General features: G+C 45.8%; 17 protein-coding genes and 8 tRNA genes. 9 read left to right on the forward strand and 16 right to left on the reverse strand.

Annotated elements, in window-relative coordinates; all coding sequences use genetic code 11:
* Positions 1-32: 32 nt before the first annotated feature.
* From ACF8EG_RS13415 to lolB, 13 genes are all read right to left on the reverse strand, one after another.
* A tRNA-Gln gene (locus ACF8EG_RS13415) sits at positions 33-107 on the reverse strand.
* Positions 108-155: 48 nt separating this feature from the next.
* Positions 156-240: transfer RNA gene (locus ACF8EG_RS13420), tRNA-Leu, on the reverse strand.
* 30 nt (positions 241-270) lie between these two features.
* A tRNA-Leu gene (locus tag ACF8EG_RS13425) sits at positions 271-355 on the reverse strand.
* A gap of 77 nt (positions 356-432) precedes the next feature.
* Positions 433-509: transfer RNA gene (locus ACF8EG_RS13430), tRNA-Met, on the reverse strand.
* Positions 510-586: 77 nt separating this feature from the next.
* Positions 587-661: transfer RNA gene (locus ACF8EG_RS13435), tRNA-Gln, on the reverse strand.
* A 48-nt stretch (positions 662-709) separates the two neighbouring features.
* Positions 710-794 (reverse strand) — tRNA-Leu (locus ACF8EG_RS13440).
* A 40-nt stretch (positions 795-834) separates the two neighbouring features.
* Positions 835-911: transfer RNA gene (locus ACF8EG_RS13445), tRNA-Met, on the reverse strand.
* A gap of 19 nt (positions 912-930) precedes the next feature.
* Positions 931-1,191, reverse strand: a complete 261-nt coding sequence (locus ACF8EG_RS13450; RefSeq protein ID WP_011105709.1) for a hypothetical protein — start codon at positions 1,189-1,191, stop codon at positions 931-933.
* A gap of 4 nt (positions 1,192-1,195) precedes the next feature.
* Positions 1,196-2,287, reverse strand: a complete 1,092-nt coding sequence (gene ychF / locus ACF8EG_RS13455) for a redox-regulated ATPase YchF (RefSeq protein WP_005496175.1) — start codon at positions 2,285-2,287, stop codon at positions 1,196-1,198.
* Positions 2,288-2,297: 10 nt separating this feature from the next.
* On the reverse strand, positions 2,298-2,888 hold the full coding sequence (pth, locus tag ACF8EG_RS13460; RefSeq protein ID WP_005496173.1) for an aminoacyl-tRNA hydrolase: 591 nt from the start codon (positions 2,886-2,888) through the stop codon (positions 2,298-2,300).
* A 151-nt stretch (positions 2,889-3,039) separates the two neighbouring features.
* Entirely contained in the window at positions 3,040-3,984 is a 945-nt protein-coding gene (locus ACF8EG_RS13465) for a ribose-phosphate pyrophosphokinase (RefSeq protein WP_005496171.1), read from the reverse strand.
* 28 nt (positions 3,985-4,012) lie between these two features.
* Complete coding sequence (ispE, locus tag ACF8EG_RS13470) at positions 4,013-4,885, reverse strand: 4-(cytidine 5'-diphospho)-2-C-methyl-D-erythritol kinase (protein WP_392419498.1); 873 nt, start codon at positions 4,883-4,885, stop codon at positions 4,013-4,015.
* Positions 4,882-5,520 (reverse strand): lipoprotein insertase outer membrane protein LolB, encoded by a 639-nt coding sequence (gene lolB / locus ACF8EG_RS13475; protein ID WP_005490532.1) that lies wholly within the window; start codon positions 5,518-5,520, stop codon positions 4,882-4,884. The genes ispE and lolB overlap by 4 nt, the downstream gene beginning before the upstream one ends.
* Before the next feature lie 134 nt (positions 5,521-5,654).
* Here lolB and hemA point away from each other — a divergent pair, with 134 nt between their 5' ends.
* From hemA to ybaK, 8 genes are all read left to right on the forward strand, one after another.
* Positions 5,655-6,911 (forward strand): glutamyl-tRNA reductase, encoded by a 1,257-nt coding sequence (hemA, locus tag ACF8EG_RS13480; RefSeq protein WP_005496164.1) that lies wholly within the window; start codon positions 5,655-5,657, stop codon positions 6,909-6,911.
* Positions 6,912-6,940: 29 nt separating this feature from the next.
* Positions 6,941-8,029, forward strand: a complete 1,089-nt coding sequence (gene prfA / locus ACF8EG_RS13485; protein WP_005456867.1) for a peptide chain release factor 1 — start codon at positions 6,941-6,943, stop codon at positions 8,027-8,029.
* A 3-nt stretch (positions 8,030-8,032) separates the two neighbouring features.
* Positions 8,033-8,890 carry a peptide chain release factor N(5)-glutamine methyltransferase gene (prmC, locus tag ACF8EG_RS13490; protein ID WP_021453055.1) on the forward strand — a complete coding sequence of 286 codons (858 nt, stop codon included), beginning with the start codon at positions 8,033-8,035 and terminating at the stop codon, positions 8,888-8,890.
* Between the two features lie 41 nt (positions 8,891-8,931).
* Complete coding sequence (locus ACF8EG_RS13495; protein ID WP_069505154.1) at positions 8,932-9,315, forward strand: SirB2 family protein; 384 nt, start codon at positions 8,932-8,934, stop codon at positions 9,313-9,315.
* Between the two features lie 5 nt (positions 9,316-9,320).
* Positions 9,321-10,130, forward strand: coding sequence for a SirB1 family protein (locus ACF8EG_RS13500; RefSeq protein ID WP_005481357.1), 810 nt, complete (start codon positions 9,321-9,323; stop codon positions 10,128-10,130).
* A 54-nt stretch (positions 10,131-10,184) separates the two neighbouring features.
* Entirely contained in the window at positions 10,185-11,036 is an 852-nt protein-coding gene (kdsA, locus tag ACF8EG_RS13505; RefSeq protein ID WP_069505152.1) for a 3-deoxy-8-phosphooctulonate synthase, read from the forward strand.
* Between the two features lie 223 nt (positions 11,037-11,259).
* Positions 11,260-12,942 carry a bifunctional UDP-sugar hydrolase/5'-nucleotidase UshA gene (ushA, locus tag ACF8EG_RS13510; protein ID WP_020840207.1) on the forward strand — a complete coding sequence of 561 codons (1,683 nt, stop codon included), beginning with the start codon at positions 11,260-11,262 and terminating at the stop codon, positions 12,940-12,942.
* 108 nt (positions 12,943-13,050) lie between these two features.
* Positions 13,051-13,524, forward strand: a complete 474-nt coding sequence (ybaK, locus tag ACF8EG_RS13515; RefSeq protein WP_005481362.1) for a Cys-tRNA(Pro) deacylase — start codon at positions 13,051-13,053, stop codon at positions 13,522-13,524.
* Positions 13,525-13,580: 56 nt separating this feature from the next.
* Here the strand turns inward: ybaK and rluF are convergent, their stop codons facing one another.
* The 3 genes from rluF to ACF8EG_RS13530 form a co-directional block, all read right to left on the reverse strand.
* Entirely contained in the window at positions 13,581-14,696 is a 1,116-nt protein-coding gene (gene rluF, locus ACF8EG_RS13520; RefSeq protein WP_045544946.1) for a 23S rRNA pseudouridine(2604) synthase RluF, read from the reverse strand.
* A gap of 99 nt (positions 14,697-14,795) precedes the next feature.
* Positions 14,796-15,377: a DNA endonuclease SmrA gene (smrA, locus tag ACF8EG_RS13525; protein WP_005481355.1), complete on the reverse strand. Its 582-nt coding sequence runs from the start codon at positions 15,375-15,377 to the stop codon at positions 14,796-14,798.
* Between the two features lie 131 nt (positions 15,378-15,508).
* Positions 15,509-15,649 (reverse strand): DUF3149 domain-containing protein, encoded by a 141-nt coding sequence (locus tag ACF8EG_RS13530; protein ID WP_005489851.1) that lies wholly within the window; start codon positions 15,647-15,649, stop codon positions 15,509-15,511.
* Positions 15,650-15,908: 259 nt separating this feature from the next.
* Here ACF8EG_RS13530 and ACF8EG_RS13535 point away from each other — a divergent pair.
* Positions 15,909-15,985 (forward strand) — tRNA-Pro (locus ACF8EG_RS13535).
* The last annotated feature ends 217 nt before the right edge of the window (positions 15,986-16,202 follow it).

The raw sequence follows: 16,202 nt of genomic DNA on the forward strand, positions 1-16,202 counted from the left end.
GTTACTGAGTAAAACTCAATAACGTTAAATAATGGCAGGTCTACCTGGATTCGAACCAGGGAATGGCGGCATCAAAAGCCGCTGCCTTACCGCTTGGCGATAGACCTGCAGACAATAGTCATGAGACTATATCATCTCTATTTCTAGAGAAAGAATGGTGCGGAAAGAGAGACTTGAACTCTCACACCTTGCGGCGCCAGAACCTAAATCTGGTGCGTCTACCAATTCCGCCATTTCCGCATATATTCTTTATATAGAGTTGAATCAAGATGGTGCGGAAGGAGAGACTTGAACTCTCACACCTTGCGGCGCCAGAACCTAAATCTGGTGCGTCTACCAATTCCGCCACTTCCGCGTCTTGAACTCTATAAACCATCAGTTAATTGGTAAAAACTAACAGTTATATTTCTTGTTTCTTTCATTAAGAAAGAATGGTGGCTACGACGGGATTCGAACCTGTGACCCCATCATTATGAGTGATGTGCTCTAACCAGCTGAGCTACGTAGCCATCTTTTGGAGCGAGACAATATAAACCTTCGCGCTCTCAGTGACAACCCTTTTATCAAGGAATCTCACTTTGAATAATGGCAGGTCTACCTGGATTCGAACCAGGGAATGGCGGCATCAAAAGCCGCTGCCTTACCGCTTGGCGATAGACCTGCAGGCAGTAGTTTTTCAACTACTTAACTCTCTATTTCTAGAGAAAAATGGTGCGGAAGGAGAGACTTGAACTCTCACACCTTGCGGCGCCAGAACCTAAATCTGGTGCGTCTACCAATTCCGCCACTTCCGCATCTATTCCTAAGTGCTCTTAATTAAAGAACGTTTAGGAATGGTGGCTACGACGGGATTCGAACCTGTGACCCCATCATTATGAGTGATGTGCTCTAACCAGCTGAGCTACGTAGCCAAAACCATATTTTTTGCTCTCAACGCTTTGTTGCCTTGTCGTTGGGAACGGCGCGCATTATGCGAAGTTGAGTGAGATCCGTCAACAGTTTTTTTAAATAAATCCCCCAAAAAACATCGTTCGCTTTCTTTTTAAACAAAGAGGCGTGTTTATGATCTAAAACTGGAAATAAATTAGCTTGAAGCAAGGAACTTAACTTTGTGGCGTTTATTGCAGACATAAAAAAAGCCAGCATTACTGCTGGCTTTTTATGTAAATGAAGTGTTTGAATTTCATTCACTTAATTATACGTTGAAGCGGAAGTGTACAACGTCGCCATCTTTTACGATGTAGTCTTTACCTTCTAGACGCCATTTACCTGCGTCTTTTGCTCCGTTTTCACCGTTGTATTGGATGAAGTCTTCGTAACCAACGACTTCTGCACGGATGAAGCCTTTTTCAAAGTCAGTGTGGATCTTCGCTGCTGCCTTTGGTGCTGTTGCGCCAACAGGAATTGTCCATGCACGAACTTCTTTAACGCCAGCTGTGAAGTACGTCTGTAGACTTAACAGTTCGTAACCAGCACGAATTACGCGGTTTAGACCAGGTTCTTCGATGCCTAGATCCGCTAGAAACTCTTCGCGTTCGTCGTCTTCTAGTTCAGCCATTTCTGATTCGATCGCTGCACAAACCGGAACAACCACGTTGTTTTCTTTTGCTGCGAACTCACGTACTGCGTCTAGGTACGGGTTGTCTTCAAAACCATCTTCATTTACGTTTGCAATGTACATGGTTGGTTTTAGCGTTAGGAAGTTTAGGTAACCTACTGCTGCTAGTTCTTCTTTAGAAAGTTCAACGGTACGCGCTGAACCACCTTCTGTTAGTACAGGAAGCAGCTTTTCTAGAACTGTCAGCTCGAACTTCGCGTCTTTGTCGCCGCCTTTTGCTTTCTTCGCGTTACGCTGAATCGCGCGCTCACAAGAATCAAGGTCAGCCATAGCTAGTTCAAGGTTGATTACTTCAATATCTTCGATTGGAGATACTTTACCTGCAACGTGAACGATATTTTCGTTTTCGAAACAGCGTACAACGTGACCGATAGCGTCCGTTTCACGGATGTTCGCTAGGAATTTGTTACCTAGGCCTTCACCACGAGATGCGCCCGCAACCAAACCAGCGATGTCTACGAATTCCATTGTAGTAGGTAGAACTTTCTGTGGGTTAACGATCTTTGCTAGTGCGTCTAGACGTAGATCTGGCACAGGAACCACACCAGTGTTTGGTTCGATGGTACAGAACGGGAAGTTTGCTGCTTCAATACCCGCTTTAGTTAGTGCGTTAAACAGAGTTGATTTACCAACGTTAGGTAGACCAACGATGCCACATTTAAAACCCATGATAGTAACCTTATTCAGCTTTGAACGTGTGGAGGCGGTTTTGTGCTTTGGATAGGCCATCCTTAATCAGGATGTCTAGACAACGAACAGCTTCATCTGCTGCGGCATCTAGTAGCTCTTGCTCTTTCGCTGGAGCTTTACCTAATACAAAACCTGCCACTTTATCTTTGTGTCCCGGATGGCCAATGCCGATACGAAGACGATAAAAATCTTTGTTATTGCCCAGTTTGCTTATTGTGTCACGCAGTCCGTTGTGGCCCCCGTGGCCACCACCTTTCTTAAACTTAGCGACACCTGGCGGTAAGTCTAGCTCGTCGTGAGCAACCATGATCTCTTCTGGCTTAATTTGGTAAAACTTCGCCAAAGCAGCGATCGCTTTTCCAGAGAGGTTCATGAAAGTGGTAGGGATAAGCAAACGGAGATCCTGGCCGTTGACCATGATGCGTCCGGTTAGGCCAAAGAACTTTGGTTCGTTCTTCAGGGTAACGTTATGAACGCGTGCTAATTCTTCTACAACCCAAGCGCCCGCATTATGGCGAGTTTTGGCATATTCTGGTCCCGGATTAGCAAGACCAACAAGAAGTTTGATTGGTTGAGTCAAGGTTAGGATCTCTCTGGAATCTCAAAAAGCGCAGTATAATAACACAGAATTCTCACAGTGGGCGACCAAGGGATTTTCTGCCTATCGATACAAATAAAAAAACACCCCATAGAGGGGTGCTTTTGAAATCAGTCTAACTGAAATGTTCGGATTAGTTGAACATCGCAGAGATTGACTCTTCGTTGCTGATGCGACGGATTGCTTCAGCTAGCATACGAGATAGGCTTAATGTGGTTACTTTGCCTGTCGCCGCCATCTCTTTAGAAAGAGAGATAGAGTCAGTTACGATAACTTGGTCAAGAACAGAGTTCTTAATGTTGTCTGCAGCGTTACCAGAGAATACAGCGTGAGTTGCGTAAGCGAATACACGCTTAGCACCGCGCTCTTTTAGCGCTTCAGCTGCTTTACATAGAGTGCCACCTGTATCGATCATGTCATCAACGATCACACAGTCGCGACCTTCAACATCACCGATTAGGTTCATCACTTCAGAAACGTTTGCACGTGGACGACGCTTATCAACGATAGCAATATCGATGTCGCCTAGCGCTTTCGCCGTTGCACGAGCTCGAACCACACCACCTAGGTCAGGAGAAACCACTACTGGGTTATCTAGACCGCGAGATTGCATGTCTTCAAGTAGTACAGGAGTACCGAAGATGTTATCTACAGGAACATCGAAGAAGCCTTGGATTTGCTCTGCGTGTAGGTCGATAGTAAGAACGCGGTCAACACCAACGTTAGATAGGAAATCAGCAACAACTTTTGCAGTAATTGGCACACGAGCAGAACGTACACGACGATCTTGACGGGCGTAACCAAAGTAAGGGATAACTGCAGTGATACGGCCTGCTGAAGCACGGCGCATTGCATCAATCATAACAACCAATTCCATTAGGTTGTCGTTAGTCGGTGCACAAGTGGATTGAATGATGAAAACATCGCTACCACGAACATTCTCATTGATTTGAACTGCAACTTCGCCATCAGAAAAGCGAGAAACAGATGCATCACCAAGAGAGATGTAAAGACGATCAGCAATACGTTGGGCTAGTTCAGGTGTTGCGTTACCAGCAAATAGCTTCATATCAGGCACGGTGGAAACCTCGGGTTTGCGTCCAGTTTTAAATAGGTCGGTGTGAGGCTGATTGGTATTCAGCCAAAGTCTCTTTTAGTGGCGAAATATTGCGCCCTTGAGCGACAAATGCCGAGACTTTATCAGAGAGTTGTGCAAGGATAGTTTCTGCTTCCGATTTGCTCGAAAATTCAGCAAAAACGCAAGATCCTGTCCCCGTCAATCTTGACGGCGCGTATTGTAGCAGCCATGAAAGTTGCTTATCAACCTCTGGGTAGAGCATTCGTACAATTTTTTCGCAATCGTTTACGCTCGGCGCGTTCAAAAGTCTTTCTAGATCTCGTTTTGGTGTGTTTCGTGTCAGATCTGGATGACGGAATATATCCGCTGTCGCAATAGAAACATTTGGTCTCACGACGAGATACCACTTTTCTTCCGGGTTGGCTGGAGAAAGCTTCTCACCCACACCTTCAGCAAAAGCGGAAAAACCGCGCACAAAAACAGGCACGTCAGCGCCCAGTTTTAGGCCAATTTCGGCTAATTCATCATCAGTTAAATTGAGCCGCCACAAGTGGTTGAGTGCCACAAGTGTCGTAGCGGCATTTGAAGAACCGCCGCCAATTCCACCACCCATTGGTAAAATTTTGTGCAGTTCGATATGCGCACCAAAAGAGCAGTGAGCGTAATTTTGCAGCGCAGTTGCAGCTTTCCAAATTAAATTGTCTTGAAGAGGCACACCTTCTATCTCTGGAGAAATCGTAATATCACCAGAATGGTTTGCTTGAATGGTGAGCTCATCTCCGTGATCGACGAATTGGAATAAGGTTTGTAACTCGTGATAGCCGTTTTCTGTGCGGCCATTGATGTATAGAAAGAGATTCAATTTCGCCGGAGACGGCCAGCGGGTTGAAGTTTCGATCATTGGGTGATGTTCCATTTTGTGATCACTAGATTGATTTTTACGTCTGATGTCGTCAGCTTTAGTTTATTCGGTAATGGAAGCGTCTGTTCGTGCCATTCTACGTCGCCATAACGTTCGTAAGCGATTTTCCAGTCGTTAAGACCTATCTGTTTGTCTAAGGTTTGCAGTGTGTTGGCTGGAGAAAGCTGGAATGTATCTGCATCGGTAGGTAAACCGAGTAACCAGTCGGGCATGTGGTCAACTGGCATCATCAAGCCTGTGAGGCGATAAATCAGTTGATTAGCGTTGCGTGCTGAAAGGACTTGGTCATCATACGTTTCAACCGTTGCCCCTTGTGGGGTAATCGTCAGTTTTAATGCGGTTTGTCCCAAGACAGTGGTTAATCGAAGTTGGCTTAAAGCGGTGGAGTGCTTCCAAAAAAAGTTCAGACTTTGTCTTTGGTCGGGGCCGATGTAGCCTAATTTCCCTGTCGCTTGAAAATCATGGATGGTTTCAAGACGTTGTTCATGAGCTTGCCATTCGACGCTGGTGACGCTTTCAGGAACGGAACTACACCCAGCGAGAATAAGGCTCGACAAGAAAAAGATGAGAAAGGAACGTAAGGTCATGTTTGATGGCTTATTAATCAGTTTCATCGGGAATCGCTCACAACTATAGCATTGAAAAGACGGACTTAGGAAAACAAATCCGGCTTACCCTTTCAATAAATGCGTGCTTACAGTAAAATTCTGAACCTATTTTATAACCGATCTCAGAGATACCACGTTAGATGTCCTTGCTTGCTATTGGAATTAATCACAATACAGCGTCTGTTGACTTGCGAGAGAAAGTGGCGTTCGGGCCTGATAAGCTCGGCCCTGCACTTGAGCAACTCAGAGAGCACGAAGCGGTTAACGGCAGTGTGATTGTTTCAACCTGTAACCGTACTGAGTTGTACTGCGACGTTAAGCAAGGAGCGCGAAACAAGCTGATCGATTGGCTCGCTCAATTTCACCAAGTGAGCCGTGAAGACTTGATGCCAAGTTTGTATGTACACGAAGAACAAGCGGCAATTAAACACTTGATGCGCGTCTCGTGTGGCCTTGATTCACTGGTACTTGGTGAGCCGCAGATCTTAGGTCAAGTGAAACAGGCATTTTCTGATTCACGTGATCATCAAGCTGTAGACTCGTCGATTGATAAGCTGTTCCAAAAAACGTTTTCTGTTGCAAAACGAGTTCGTACGGAAACTGATATCGGTGGCAATGCTGTGTCGGTGGCTTACGCCGCATGTACATTAGCAAAACACATTTTCGAATCGTTATCTGACTCGACAGTCTTACTTGTCGGGGCAGGTGAAACCATCGAACTGGTCGCGAAGCACTTAGCGTCGAACGGCTGCACAAAAATGATAGTCGCAAACCGCACCAAAGAGCGTGCTCAAGGGTTAGCTGAGCAGTTTGGTGCAGAAGTAATCAGCCTGAACGAAATCCCAGACCACCTCGCAAGAGCGGACATCGTGATTAGCTCAACAGCGAGTCCGTTGCCTATTATTGGTAAAGGCATGGTCGAAACAGCGCTGAAACAACGTCGTCATCAACCTATTCTGTTAGTCGATATTGCTGTACCACGTGATGTGGAAGCGCAAGTTGGCGAATTGAACGATGCTTATCTGTATTCGGTGGACGACTTGCAGTCGATCATCGATAGCAATATTGAGCAACGTAAAGTTGAAGCGATTCAGGCCGAAGCTATTGTTAGTGAAGAAAGTGCGTCGTTTATGACGTGGCTACGCTCACTGCAAGCGGTTGATAGTATTCGCGATTATCGTAAGTCGGCGAACGAAATACGTGAAGAGTTACTGAGTAAAAGCCTGCAATCATTGGCAGCTGGCGCAGATCCGGAGAAAGTACTGCGCGAACTTAGTAATAAACTCACCAACAAACTGATTCACGCCCCAACACGCGCACTACAAAGTGCGGCGGAACAAGGCGAACCAGCAAAATTAACGATTATCCGCCAAACGCTTGGCTTAGATGATCTGTAACTCACGCTTTTTATTAAGAAAACGACACTATGAAAGCCTCTATTCTGACTAAGCTAGAAACGCTAGTAGAACGTTACGAAGAAGTTCAACATCTTCTTGGTGATCCTGATGTAATTGGAGATCAGGACAAATTCCGTGCTCTATCAAAAGAGTACTCTCAGCTAGAAGAAGTAACTAAGTGCTTCCAAGCTTACCAACAAGCTCAAGACGATCTTGCTGCCGCTGAAGAGATGGCAAAAGAAGACGACGAAGAAATGCGTGAAATGGCTCAAGAAGAGATCAAAGACGCGAAAGAAGCGATTGAACGTCTTGCTGATGAGTTGCAAATTCTTCTTCTTCCAAAAGATCCAAATGATGATCGTAACTGTTTCCTTGAAATCCGCGCTGGTGCTGGCGGTGATGAAGCAGGTATCTTCGCTGGCGACCTATTCCGTATGTACAGCAAATACGCAGAAAAGCGTGGCTGGCGCATTGAAGTGATGTCTTCAAACGAAGCGGAGCACGGTGGTTACAAAGAGATGATCGCGAAAGTGAGCGGCGACGGTGCATACGGCGTGCTGAAGTTTGAATCTGGCGGTCACCGTGTACAACGTGTACCAGCGACAGAATCTCAAGGTCGTGTGCATACTTCTGCGTGTACAGTAGCGGTCATGGCGGAAATCCCAGAGGCGGATCTGCCAGAAATCAAAGCGGCAGACCTAAAAATCGATACGTTCCGTGCATCTGGCGCGGGTGGTCAGCACGTTAACACTACGGATTCTGCAATCCGTATTACCCACTTACCAACGGGTACAGTGGTAGAGTGTCAAGACGAGCGTTCACAGCATAAGAACAAAGCGAAAGCGATGGCAGTACTGGCTGCTCGTATCGTTCAAGCGGAACAAGAGCGTCGTGCGGCAGAAGTGTCTGACACGCGTCGTAACCTACTAGGTTCTGGTGACCGCAGTGACCGTATCCGTACTTACAACTACCCGCAAGGCCGTGTTTCTGACCACCGAATCAACCTAACCATCTACCGTTTGAACGAAGTGATGGAAGGCGACCTACAAAGCTTGATTGACCCAGTGGTTCAAGAACACCAAGCAGACCAACTAGCGGCGCTAGCTGAGAACGCTTAATCGATGAGCCAAGTTCAATCCATTGAGCAAGCACTGAAAAGTGCGACGGCAAAACTGACAGAAGGCGGCAAAGAGTCGCCTTCTCTCGATGCAGCTGTCCTTCTTTGCCATGTTCTTGGCAAACCGCGAACCTATTTGCTAACGTGGCCAGAAAAAGCATTGGAACCTGAGCAACAAGCGCAGTTTGATGCTTTACTCGCAAGGCGCTTAGCAGGCGAACCCGTTGCTTACATTATTGGTGAGCGCGAGTTTTGGTCTCTACCTCTCAAAGTTTCTCCTACTACCTTGATCCCAAGACCAGACACCGAGCGTTTGGTTGAAGTTGCTTTGGATAAAACCTATGGGCAGACCGGATCGATTCTAGATTTAGGCACGGGGACAGGAGCAATTGCGTTGGCATTAGCGTCTGAGCTACCGAATCGTCAGGTAATGGGAGTTGACCTCAAACAAGAGGCCAAAGAGCTTGCTGAGTACAATGCCGCGCAGCTAAACATCAAAAATGTGACGTTTGACCAAGGTAGCTGGTTCGAGCCTATTGCAGAGGGAACAAAGTTTGCTTTAATTGTTTCCAATCCGCCGTATATTGACGAGAAAGATCCGCATTTATCCCAAGGTGACGTTCGTTTTGAGCCAAAATCCGCGCTGGTCGCTGATGAAAATGGCTTAGCGGATATTCGCCATATCTCCGATTTGGCTCGTCAGTATCTTGAAGAGGGCGGTTGGCTTGCCTTCGAACACGGTTACGACCAAGGCGAGGCGGTTCGCGAGATCATGCGTGGCTTTGGTTATCAGCAAGTTGTCACCGAAAAAGATTATGGTGGGAATGATCGAGTGACCCTCGGTTGCTACCAGCCTTCATAAGAACGAGCAAGTCAGCAGTAATTTATTAAAAGAGAAGAAAAATGTACGTAGCTCTAAAACATATTCACCTTGTCACCATCGCACTGAGTGCCACATTGTTGTCGATTCGATTCGCGTTAATGATGATGAACTCTCCAAAGCGCAACCATCGTTTTCTGAAAGTTTTTCCACACATTGTTGATACCGCGCTGTTGTTGTCAGGTGTTGCTTTGATCTTTGTTACTGGCTTCATTCCATTTACAGACTCAGCCCCTTGGCTAACCAACAAGATCACGTGTGTGTTGGCGTATATTGCTCTGAGCTTCTTCGCTCTGAAACTAGCTAAAAATAAATTGCTGCAAATTTTCGGTTTCTTTGGCGCACTCGGTTGGTTGGTCATGGCGGCTAACATCGCCGTGTCTAAGAGTCCAACTTTATTTGGGTAATCGTCATGCTTGAGTTTTTTGACGAAGATTTTGACAACATGGCGCTGGTGGAAGGAGCGTTAGAGCTCAATAAATCCGTTAATCCAGAAACCAACGTCCATTGGGCTAAGCAAGAGCTAGAGCGTCTGTACCAAGAAGCAGAAGCAACGCTTATCCATGAAACAGATGAAGAGCAGCGTTTCGACTCTTTCCTACGTCTGTTTTTCCATGAGTGGGGCTTCAAAGGTGACGACCAAGAGTACTTTATCTCTGACAACAGCTTTATCGATAAAGTGCTAGAGCGTAAAAAAGGTATACCGGTCAGCTTAGGTGCAATTTTATTGTACTTAGGCAATCGCCTAGGCTTCCCTATGAAAGGTGTGACATTCCCAACTCAGTTCCTAATTAAAGTGGATTGGATGCACAAAACACCAGACTACATTAACCCGTTCAACGGGGAGTATGTTGGTGAGAAAATCCTTCAAGCTTGGTTAATCGGTCAAGAAGGACCGTTAGCGCAGCTTAAACCGGAACATTTTGACGAAGCGGATAATCCGACAGTGATTGGTCGCTGGTTGGCGTTGATTAAAAGCGCGATGCTGAGAGAAGAGCGTTACACACTGGCGCTGCGCTGTACTAATCTGGCGTTGACCTTTGTGCCAGATGACCCATACGAGATTCGTGATCGCGGTTTTATCTTCCAACAGCTTGAGTGTCATCAGGTCGCGGTATCTGACTTTCAGTACTTTATTGACCAATGTCCCGACGATCCTGCGTCTGAGCTACTAAAATCACAAGTTAATGCGATGAGTGAAAAACACGTCACGCTTCACTAATTTTATCGGAGTGCCCAAGCGTGGCATACCGTGGACAGAAAAAAGAGAATCATAATGGAACAGAAAATCGTTAATATCGGCGACATCCAGGTTGCTAACGACAAGCCATTCACCCTATTTGCAGGCATGAACGTTCTTGAGTCTCGTGATCTTGCTATGCAGATCTGTGAGCATTACGTAAAAGTAACAGACAAACTGGGCATTCCTTACGTATTCAAGGCGTCGTTCGACAAAGCAAACCGCAGTTCTGTTCATTCATACCGTGGCCCAGGCCTTGAAGAAGGTATGAAAATCTTCCAAGAGCTAAAAGACACTTTTGGCGTTAAGATCATCACTGACGTTCACACAGAAGCACAAGCTCAACCTGTCGCTGACGTGGTAGACGTTATTCAGCTTCCTGCATTTCTAGCTCGTCAAACTGACCTAGTTGAAGCAATGGCGAAAACAGGCGCAGTGATCAACGTGAAGAAACCTCAATTTATGAGCCCTAGTCAAGTGGGTAACATCGTTGAGAAATTCGCGGAATGTGGTAACGACAAGATCATCCTATGTGAGCGCGGTTCTTGCCACGGTTACGATAACCTAGTTGTAGACATGCTTGGCTTTGGTGTAATGAAGAACGCGTCGAAAGGTAGCCCAATCATCTTTGACGTAACGCACTCACTACAAATGCGTGACCCATCAGGCTCAGCATCTGGCGGCCGTCGTGAGCAGACAGTTGAGCTTGCAAAAGCGGGTCTAGCGACAGGCATTGCGGGTCTATTTATCGAAGCGCACCCGAACCCAGATCAAGCACGTTGTGATGGCCCATCTGCACTGCCTCTAGACAAACTAGAGCCATTCTTGGCGCAAATGAAGTCACTAGATGACTTGATTAAGAGCTTTGAAAACATCGATATCAAGTAGCGATTCGTTACTGTTCATGATGAAAAATAAAATAGCCAACCAAGAGTTGGCTATTTTTTTATCTGATAAACCGTAAATTCTCAAACTTGTTACTGATGAATTTGTTATTGCTAAACAATGCATCATAATTATGAAATCAATGTGTTAGGGTGCGCGTGGTTTTCAAATAGCTCTAATGTTTGAAAATGTGCATCAGTAATCCCAATAAGAAAAAGGTAAAAAAATGAATCAGCGTCTGATTATCAAAACCGTTTTGAGTGCCGCTATTTTGGCCTCGCTGGCTGGATGTGCTTCGCAACCTGCTCATGAATGGAATGCAGATACCACTTATAAATTGACTGTCTTACACACCAACGATCACCACGGTCGTTTTTGGCAGAATAAACACGGTGAGTACGGCATGGCCGCGCGAAAGACGTTGATCGATGATCTGCGTGATGAAATTCAAGCAGAAGGAGGCAGCGTGCTGTTGCTGTCTGGTGGTGATATTAATACCGGCGTTCCTGAATCTGATTTACAAGACGCTGAACCAGATTTCAAAGGCATGAGTAAGATTGGTTACGACGCGATGGCGTTAGGTAATCACGAATTTGATAATCCGCTAGACGTGCTATTCAAACAGCAAGATTGGGCTAACTTCCCAATGCTGTCAGCCAACATCTACGACAAAAAAACGGGCAAGCGTTTATTCCAACCTTACGCGATGTTCAATAAGCAAGGCATTAAAATTGCGGTTATTGGTCTGACAACAGAAGATACCGCGAAGTTGGGAAATCCTGAGTTTATCGGTCAAGTGGACTTCCGCGACCCGAAAGCGGAAGCGAAAGAGCTGATTGCAGAACTGAAAAAAACAGAAAATCCGGATCTGATTTTCGCTGTCACGCACATGGGTCACTACGAAAATGGCAACCGTGGCATCAATGCGCCGGGTGATGTAGCTTTGGCGCGTTACCTCAATGAAGGCGATTTGGACATGATTGTGGGTGGTCACTCACAAGAGCCCGTTTGTATGGAAGGTCCTAACGTTATCAAAAAGAACTTTAAACCGGGTGATGAGTGTCAGCCAGACCAACAAAACGGTACTTACATTGTTCAGGCGCATGAGTGGGGTAAATATGTTGGCCGTGCCGATTACGAATTCCGTAACGGCGAACTATCAATGGTGAGCTACGATCTTATTCCGGTAAACTTGAAGAAAAAAATCAACGTGGATGGCCAATCACAACGTGTGTTTGTTCAAGATGAAATTACTCAAGACAAAGCGATGTTGGACTTCCTTCGCCCTTTCCAAGAAAAAGGCCAAAGCCAGCTGAATGTGAAAATTGCGGAATCAAACGGTAAGCTAGAAGGTGACCGAGATGTCGTGCGATTCCAACAGACGAATCTAGGTCGTTTAATTGCAACGGCTCATATGGAACGTGCAAAAGCTGATTTCGCAGTGATGAACTCAGGCGGTGTGCGTGATTCTATTGAAGCTGGTGACATCACATACAAAGATGTGCTGACCGTGCAGCCATTTGGCAACATGGTTTCTTACGTCGATATGTCTGGTCAAGAAGTCTTAGATTACCTAAACATTGTTGCAACCAAGCCAGTTGATTCAGGTGCTTACGCGCAGTTTGCGGGTATCTCTATGCGTATTGAAAATGACAAAGTCACCAATGTATTTATCGGTAACAAGCAACTGCGTTTAGATGGTCGTTACCGCTTCACAGTACCAAGTTACAACGCTTCTGGTGGCGATGGTTACCCTAAAATTGATACGCACCCTGGCTACGTCAACACAGGTTTTACCGATGCAGAAGTCTTGAAAGACTATCTAGAAAGCCATAGCCCAATTGACGTTAACGAATACGCACCTTCTGGTGAGGTGATGTACCAAACAAACAATGTGGTCAATCAATAGAGTTTGATTGCGAAAAAGCGTTTGACTCAAACTCGCTGATATCATTAACTAAAAGCGCAGCTCCCATTGATGGGGGCTGCGTTTTTTATTTTTATAAGGAGAATCTTGATGACTCCGGCCATTAATCTTGCGAAAAAGAAAAAAGTTCCTCACACTATTCACCAGTATGAACATGACCCGAGAGCAGACAGCTATGGGTTAGAAGCGGCTGAAGTGTTGGGGCAAGATCCTAAAAAAGTATTCAAAACCCTGTTGTTTTGCCTTAATGGCGAGCCCAAAAACTTGGCAGTAGCCATCATTCCTGTGGATCAAAAACTGAATCTAAAATTGGCAGCCAAAGCAGCAAAGGGTAAAAAAGCCGACATGGCAGACCCAGACATCGCTCAAAAGACAACGGGTTATGTAGTTGGCGGCATTAGTCCACTTGGACAAAAGAAAGCGTTGCCAACCTTTCTACATGAAAGTGCAAAAGAACAAGAGACGATTTGTGTGAGCGCGGGTAAACGAGGCTTAGAAATTGAGCTTGCTCCGCAAGATCTTGTTGCTTTGACCAGAGGGCAGTTTGCCCCATTATGCTTGTAAGCCAGTTTGGGTTGAATGACCAACAAAGAAAAAGGACGCGAAAGCGTCCTTTATTGTTATTTTTTGAGGCTTAATGTGCCACTAGTGCGTTTTGTCGGTTTACTTGTCGTATTCGGATTGACGTAATGCTGCTTCGGTTTGCTCGGTGTTTGAGGCTTGTTTTGCGGTCTGCCATGCTCACCTTGTGGCTTCGCGCGTTCACCTTGAGGTTTCGCTTTGTAATGCTCTTTCGCAGGGCGTGAGTTTTCATCATCACGTTGACGGCGCTTTTGCTGGCCTTTTTTAGAGTTGGGTGCATGGCGGAACTCGTCAGCGTTATTACCACGGAAGGTGCGCGTTTTTTGATTGCGACGAGCAGTCGAACCTTGGTTCTCTTCACGGCTATCAAACAGTTTCGCATCAGTCGCTTTACGAATATTACGACCTCGAGAATCTGTCTTTGACGCTTCCTCGGTACCAACCGAGCCATCGCACATTGCTAAAATTTCTGCGACTTCGTCATCGGTTAGGTAACGCCATTTACCATTTGGAATACCATCTAGAGAGATGTTCATGATGCGTACGCGGCGAAGTTTAAATACTTCGTAGCCGAGTGCTTCACACATACGGCGGATCTGACGGTTTAGGCCTTGCGTCAAAATAATACGGAAAGAGAACTTGGTTTCTTTCGTAACTTTACAAGGGAGCGTTACGGTATCGAGGATTCGAACACCGCTCGACATCTGTTTTAGGAATTCGTCCGTAATTGGCTTGTCGACACGCACCACGTATTCTTTTTCGTGGTTGTTACCAGCGCGCAGAATCTTATTTACGATGTCGCCATCGTTAGTCAAGAAGATCAAACCATCCGAAGGTTTGTCGAGTCGACCAATTGGGAAAATACGCTTTTTGTGACCGATGAAATCGACGATATTGCCGGGGATATCACGCTCAGTCGTACAGGTGATGCCTGTTGGCTTGTTGAGGGCGATATAAATCGGCTTTTCTTTTGAAGCGACAGGCTTGCCATCAACACAAACGTCGTCACCAGGTAGTACTTTGGTGCCCATTTCTGGCTGTTTGCCGTTAATGGTCACTCGACCTTCTTCGATCAGTTTATCGGCAGCGCGACGCGAGCAAAAGCCCGTTTCGCTGATGAATTTATTTAAGCGTTTCGCGTTGTCTTGTGACATATCGGTCTCCTAACGTTTCACAACGGCGGTGAATTTGATGACCCTTCCCGCAAGTGGGAAGGGGAAATAAGGTCGGGCATTCTAGCACCGAGGAGAAACTTAACCTAACCGTTTTTGATGACGTTCGCGGTTTTCTAGTTTCTTGTCTGCGCTTTTTCTTAGCAATACATAAACAGCACCACTGCCACCGTGAAAGCGTTGTGCACTGTGCACGCATTGCACTTCTTTTATTTGTTGTAACCAACTGCTGACGAAGCTTTTCATTAATGCTGGTGGATTCGAACGTTCGCCGCGGCCGTGCACAATCACAACAGTACGAATATCCATTGAGATACATTGCTTTAAGAACTTCACTACTTCATCACGTGCTTCTTTCAGCGTTTTACGATGCAAGTCTAAACGGGCTTGGATAGGGTACTTCCCAAGGCGAAGTTTGCGAAATACACCATCTTGAACACCATCTCGTTTGAACTCGACGAAGTCATCGGGTTTGAGCATTTCTGCATGATCGAGAGAAAGGTATTCTGGGTCATCTTCGGTGAGCCAAATCGCTGCTTCGCGTTTGGCAATATGTGCATCAGTCACTTGGTGGACTTTTTTGTGTTCAGCAGTGTCTTGGTTGATTGGCTTAACATCGCCCATCATCTGTTGAAACAGTTCAAAATCGTCATCGTGAGACATAGTGGCAATCTCATAAGAACAGGATAGGTAGATAGGATTATATCAACGAGATGTGGCAGAAGATCAAATAAAAAACCGGAGCAGGCAAGTAACCGGCTCCGGTGCAAAGCGTTTCTAGAGCTAAGCGAGATCTAGTGAGGAGATTTGTCGTTCATGATCTTATAGATGAAGAAACCGCCGTAAAACAGCATCAGACCAAATGCCCCAAAGATTACTATCATTGACGATAGACCCACTGCATTACCAAATAGGAGATCAAGCCAAAAGTCCATATGTTTCCTCCAAGATATTCCCGACAGGCATAAAACTAAATGGCGGTGTTTTTTTGCACACTGATCTGGATCAATTATGTTGCTAAGGTTAATAAACTGTGTTTTATTGTGGGTTATCAATCACATTTTACGTGCTAGTGTTCAGTTATTCATCAAACGAATTAAGACATTACGTTTTTTTGCAAAAAGCACTTGCGTCTCCAATCAGAATCCGTAATATACGCATCGTTGACGGGGACAAGACCCCAGTTAAACATCTCGGTGAATAGCGCAGCTTGGTAGCGCATCTGGTTTGGGACCAGAGGGTCGGGGGTTCGAATCCCTCTTCACCGACCACTTTCAAAGAAGCCGCAGCAGAAATGCTGCGGCTTTTTGCATTCTATGCATTTGCATTCGAACATCGGGTCGGGGGCAGGGAGCCCAGCCGCGTCGAATCTCTCTTCACCGACCATTTTTAGAAAGCCTGCTCCATGAGCAGGCTTTCGTCGTTCTAGCGCTAGAAATTTGAGACGTCAATGATATAGAGCTAAATAGGGCTTGCCTGAAGTTAGAA

Origin of the sequence: Vibrio sp. YQ_11, from assembly GCF_043103065.1 — a bacterium.
GTDB lineage: Bacteria > Pseudomonadota > Gammaproteobacteria > Enterobacterales > Vibrionaceae > Vibrio > Vibrio parahaemolyticus.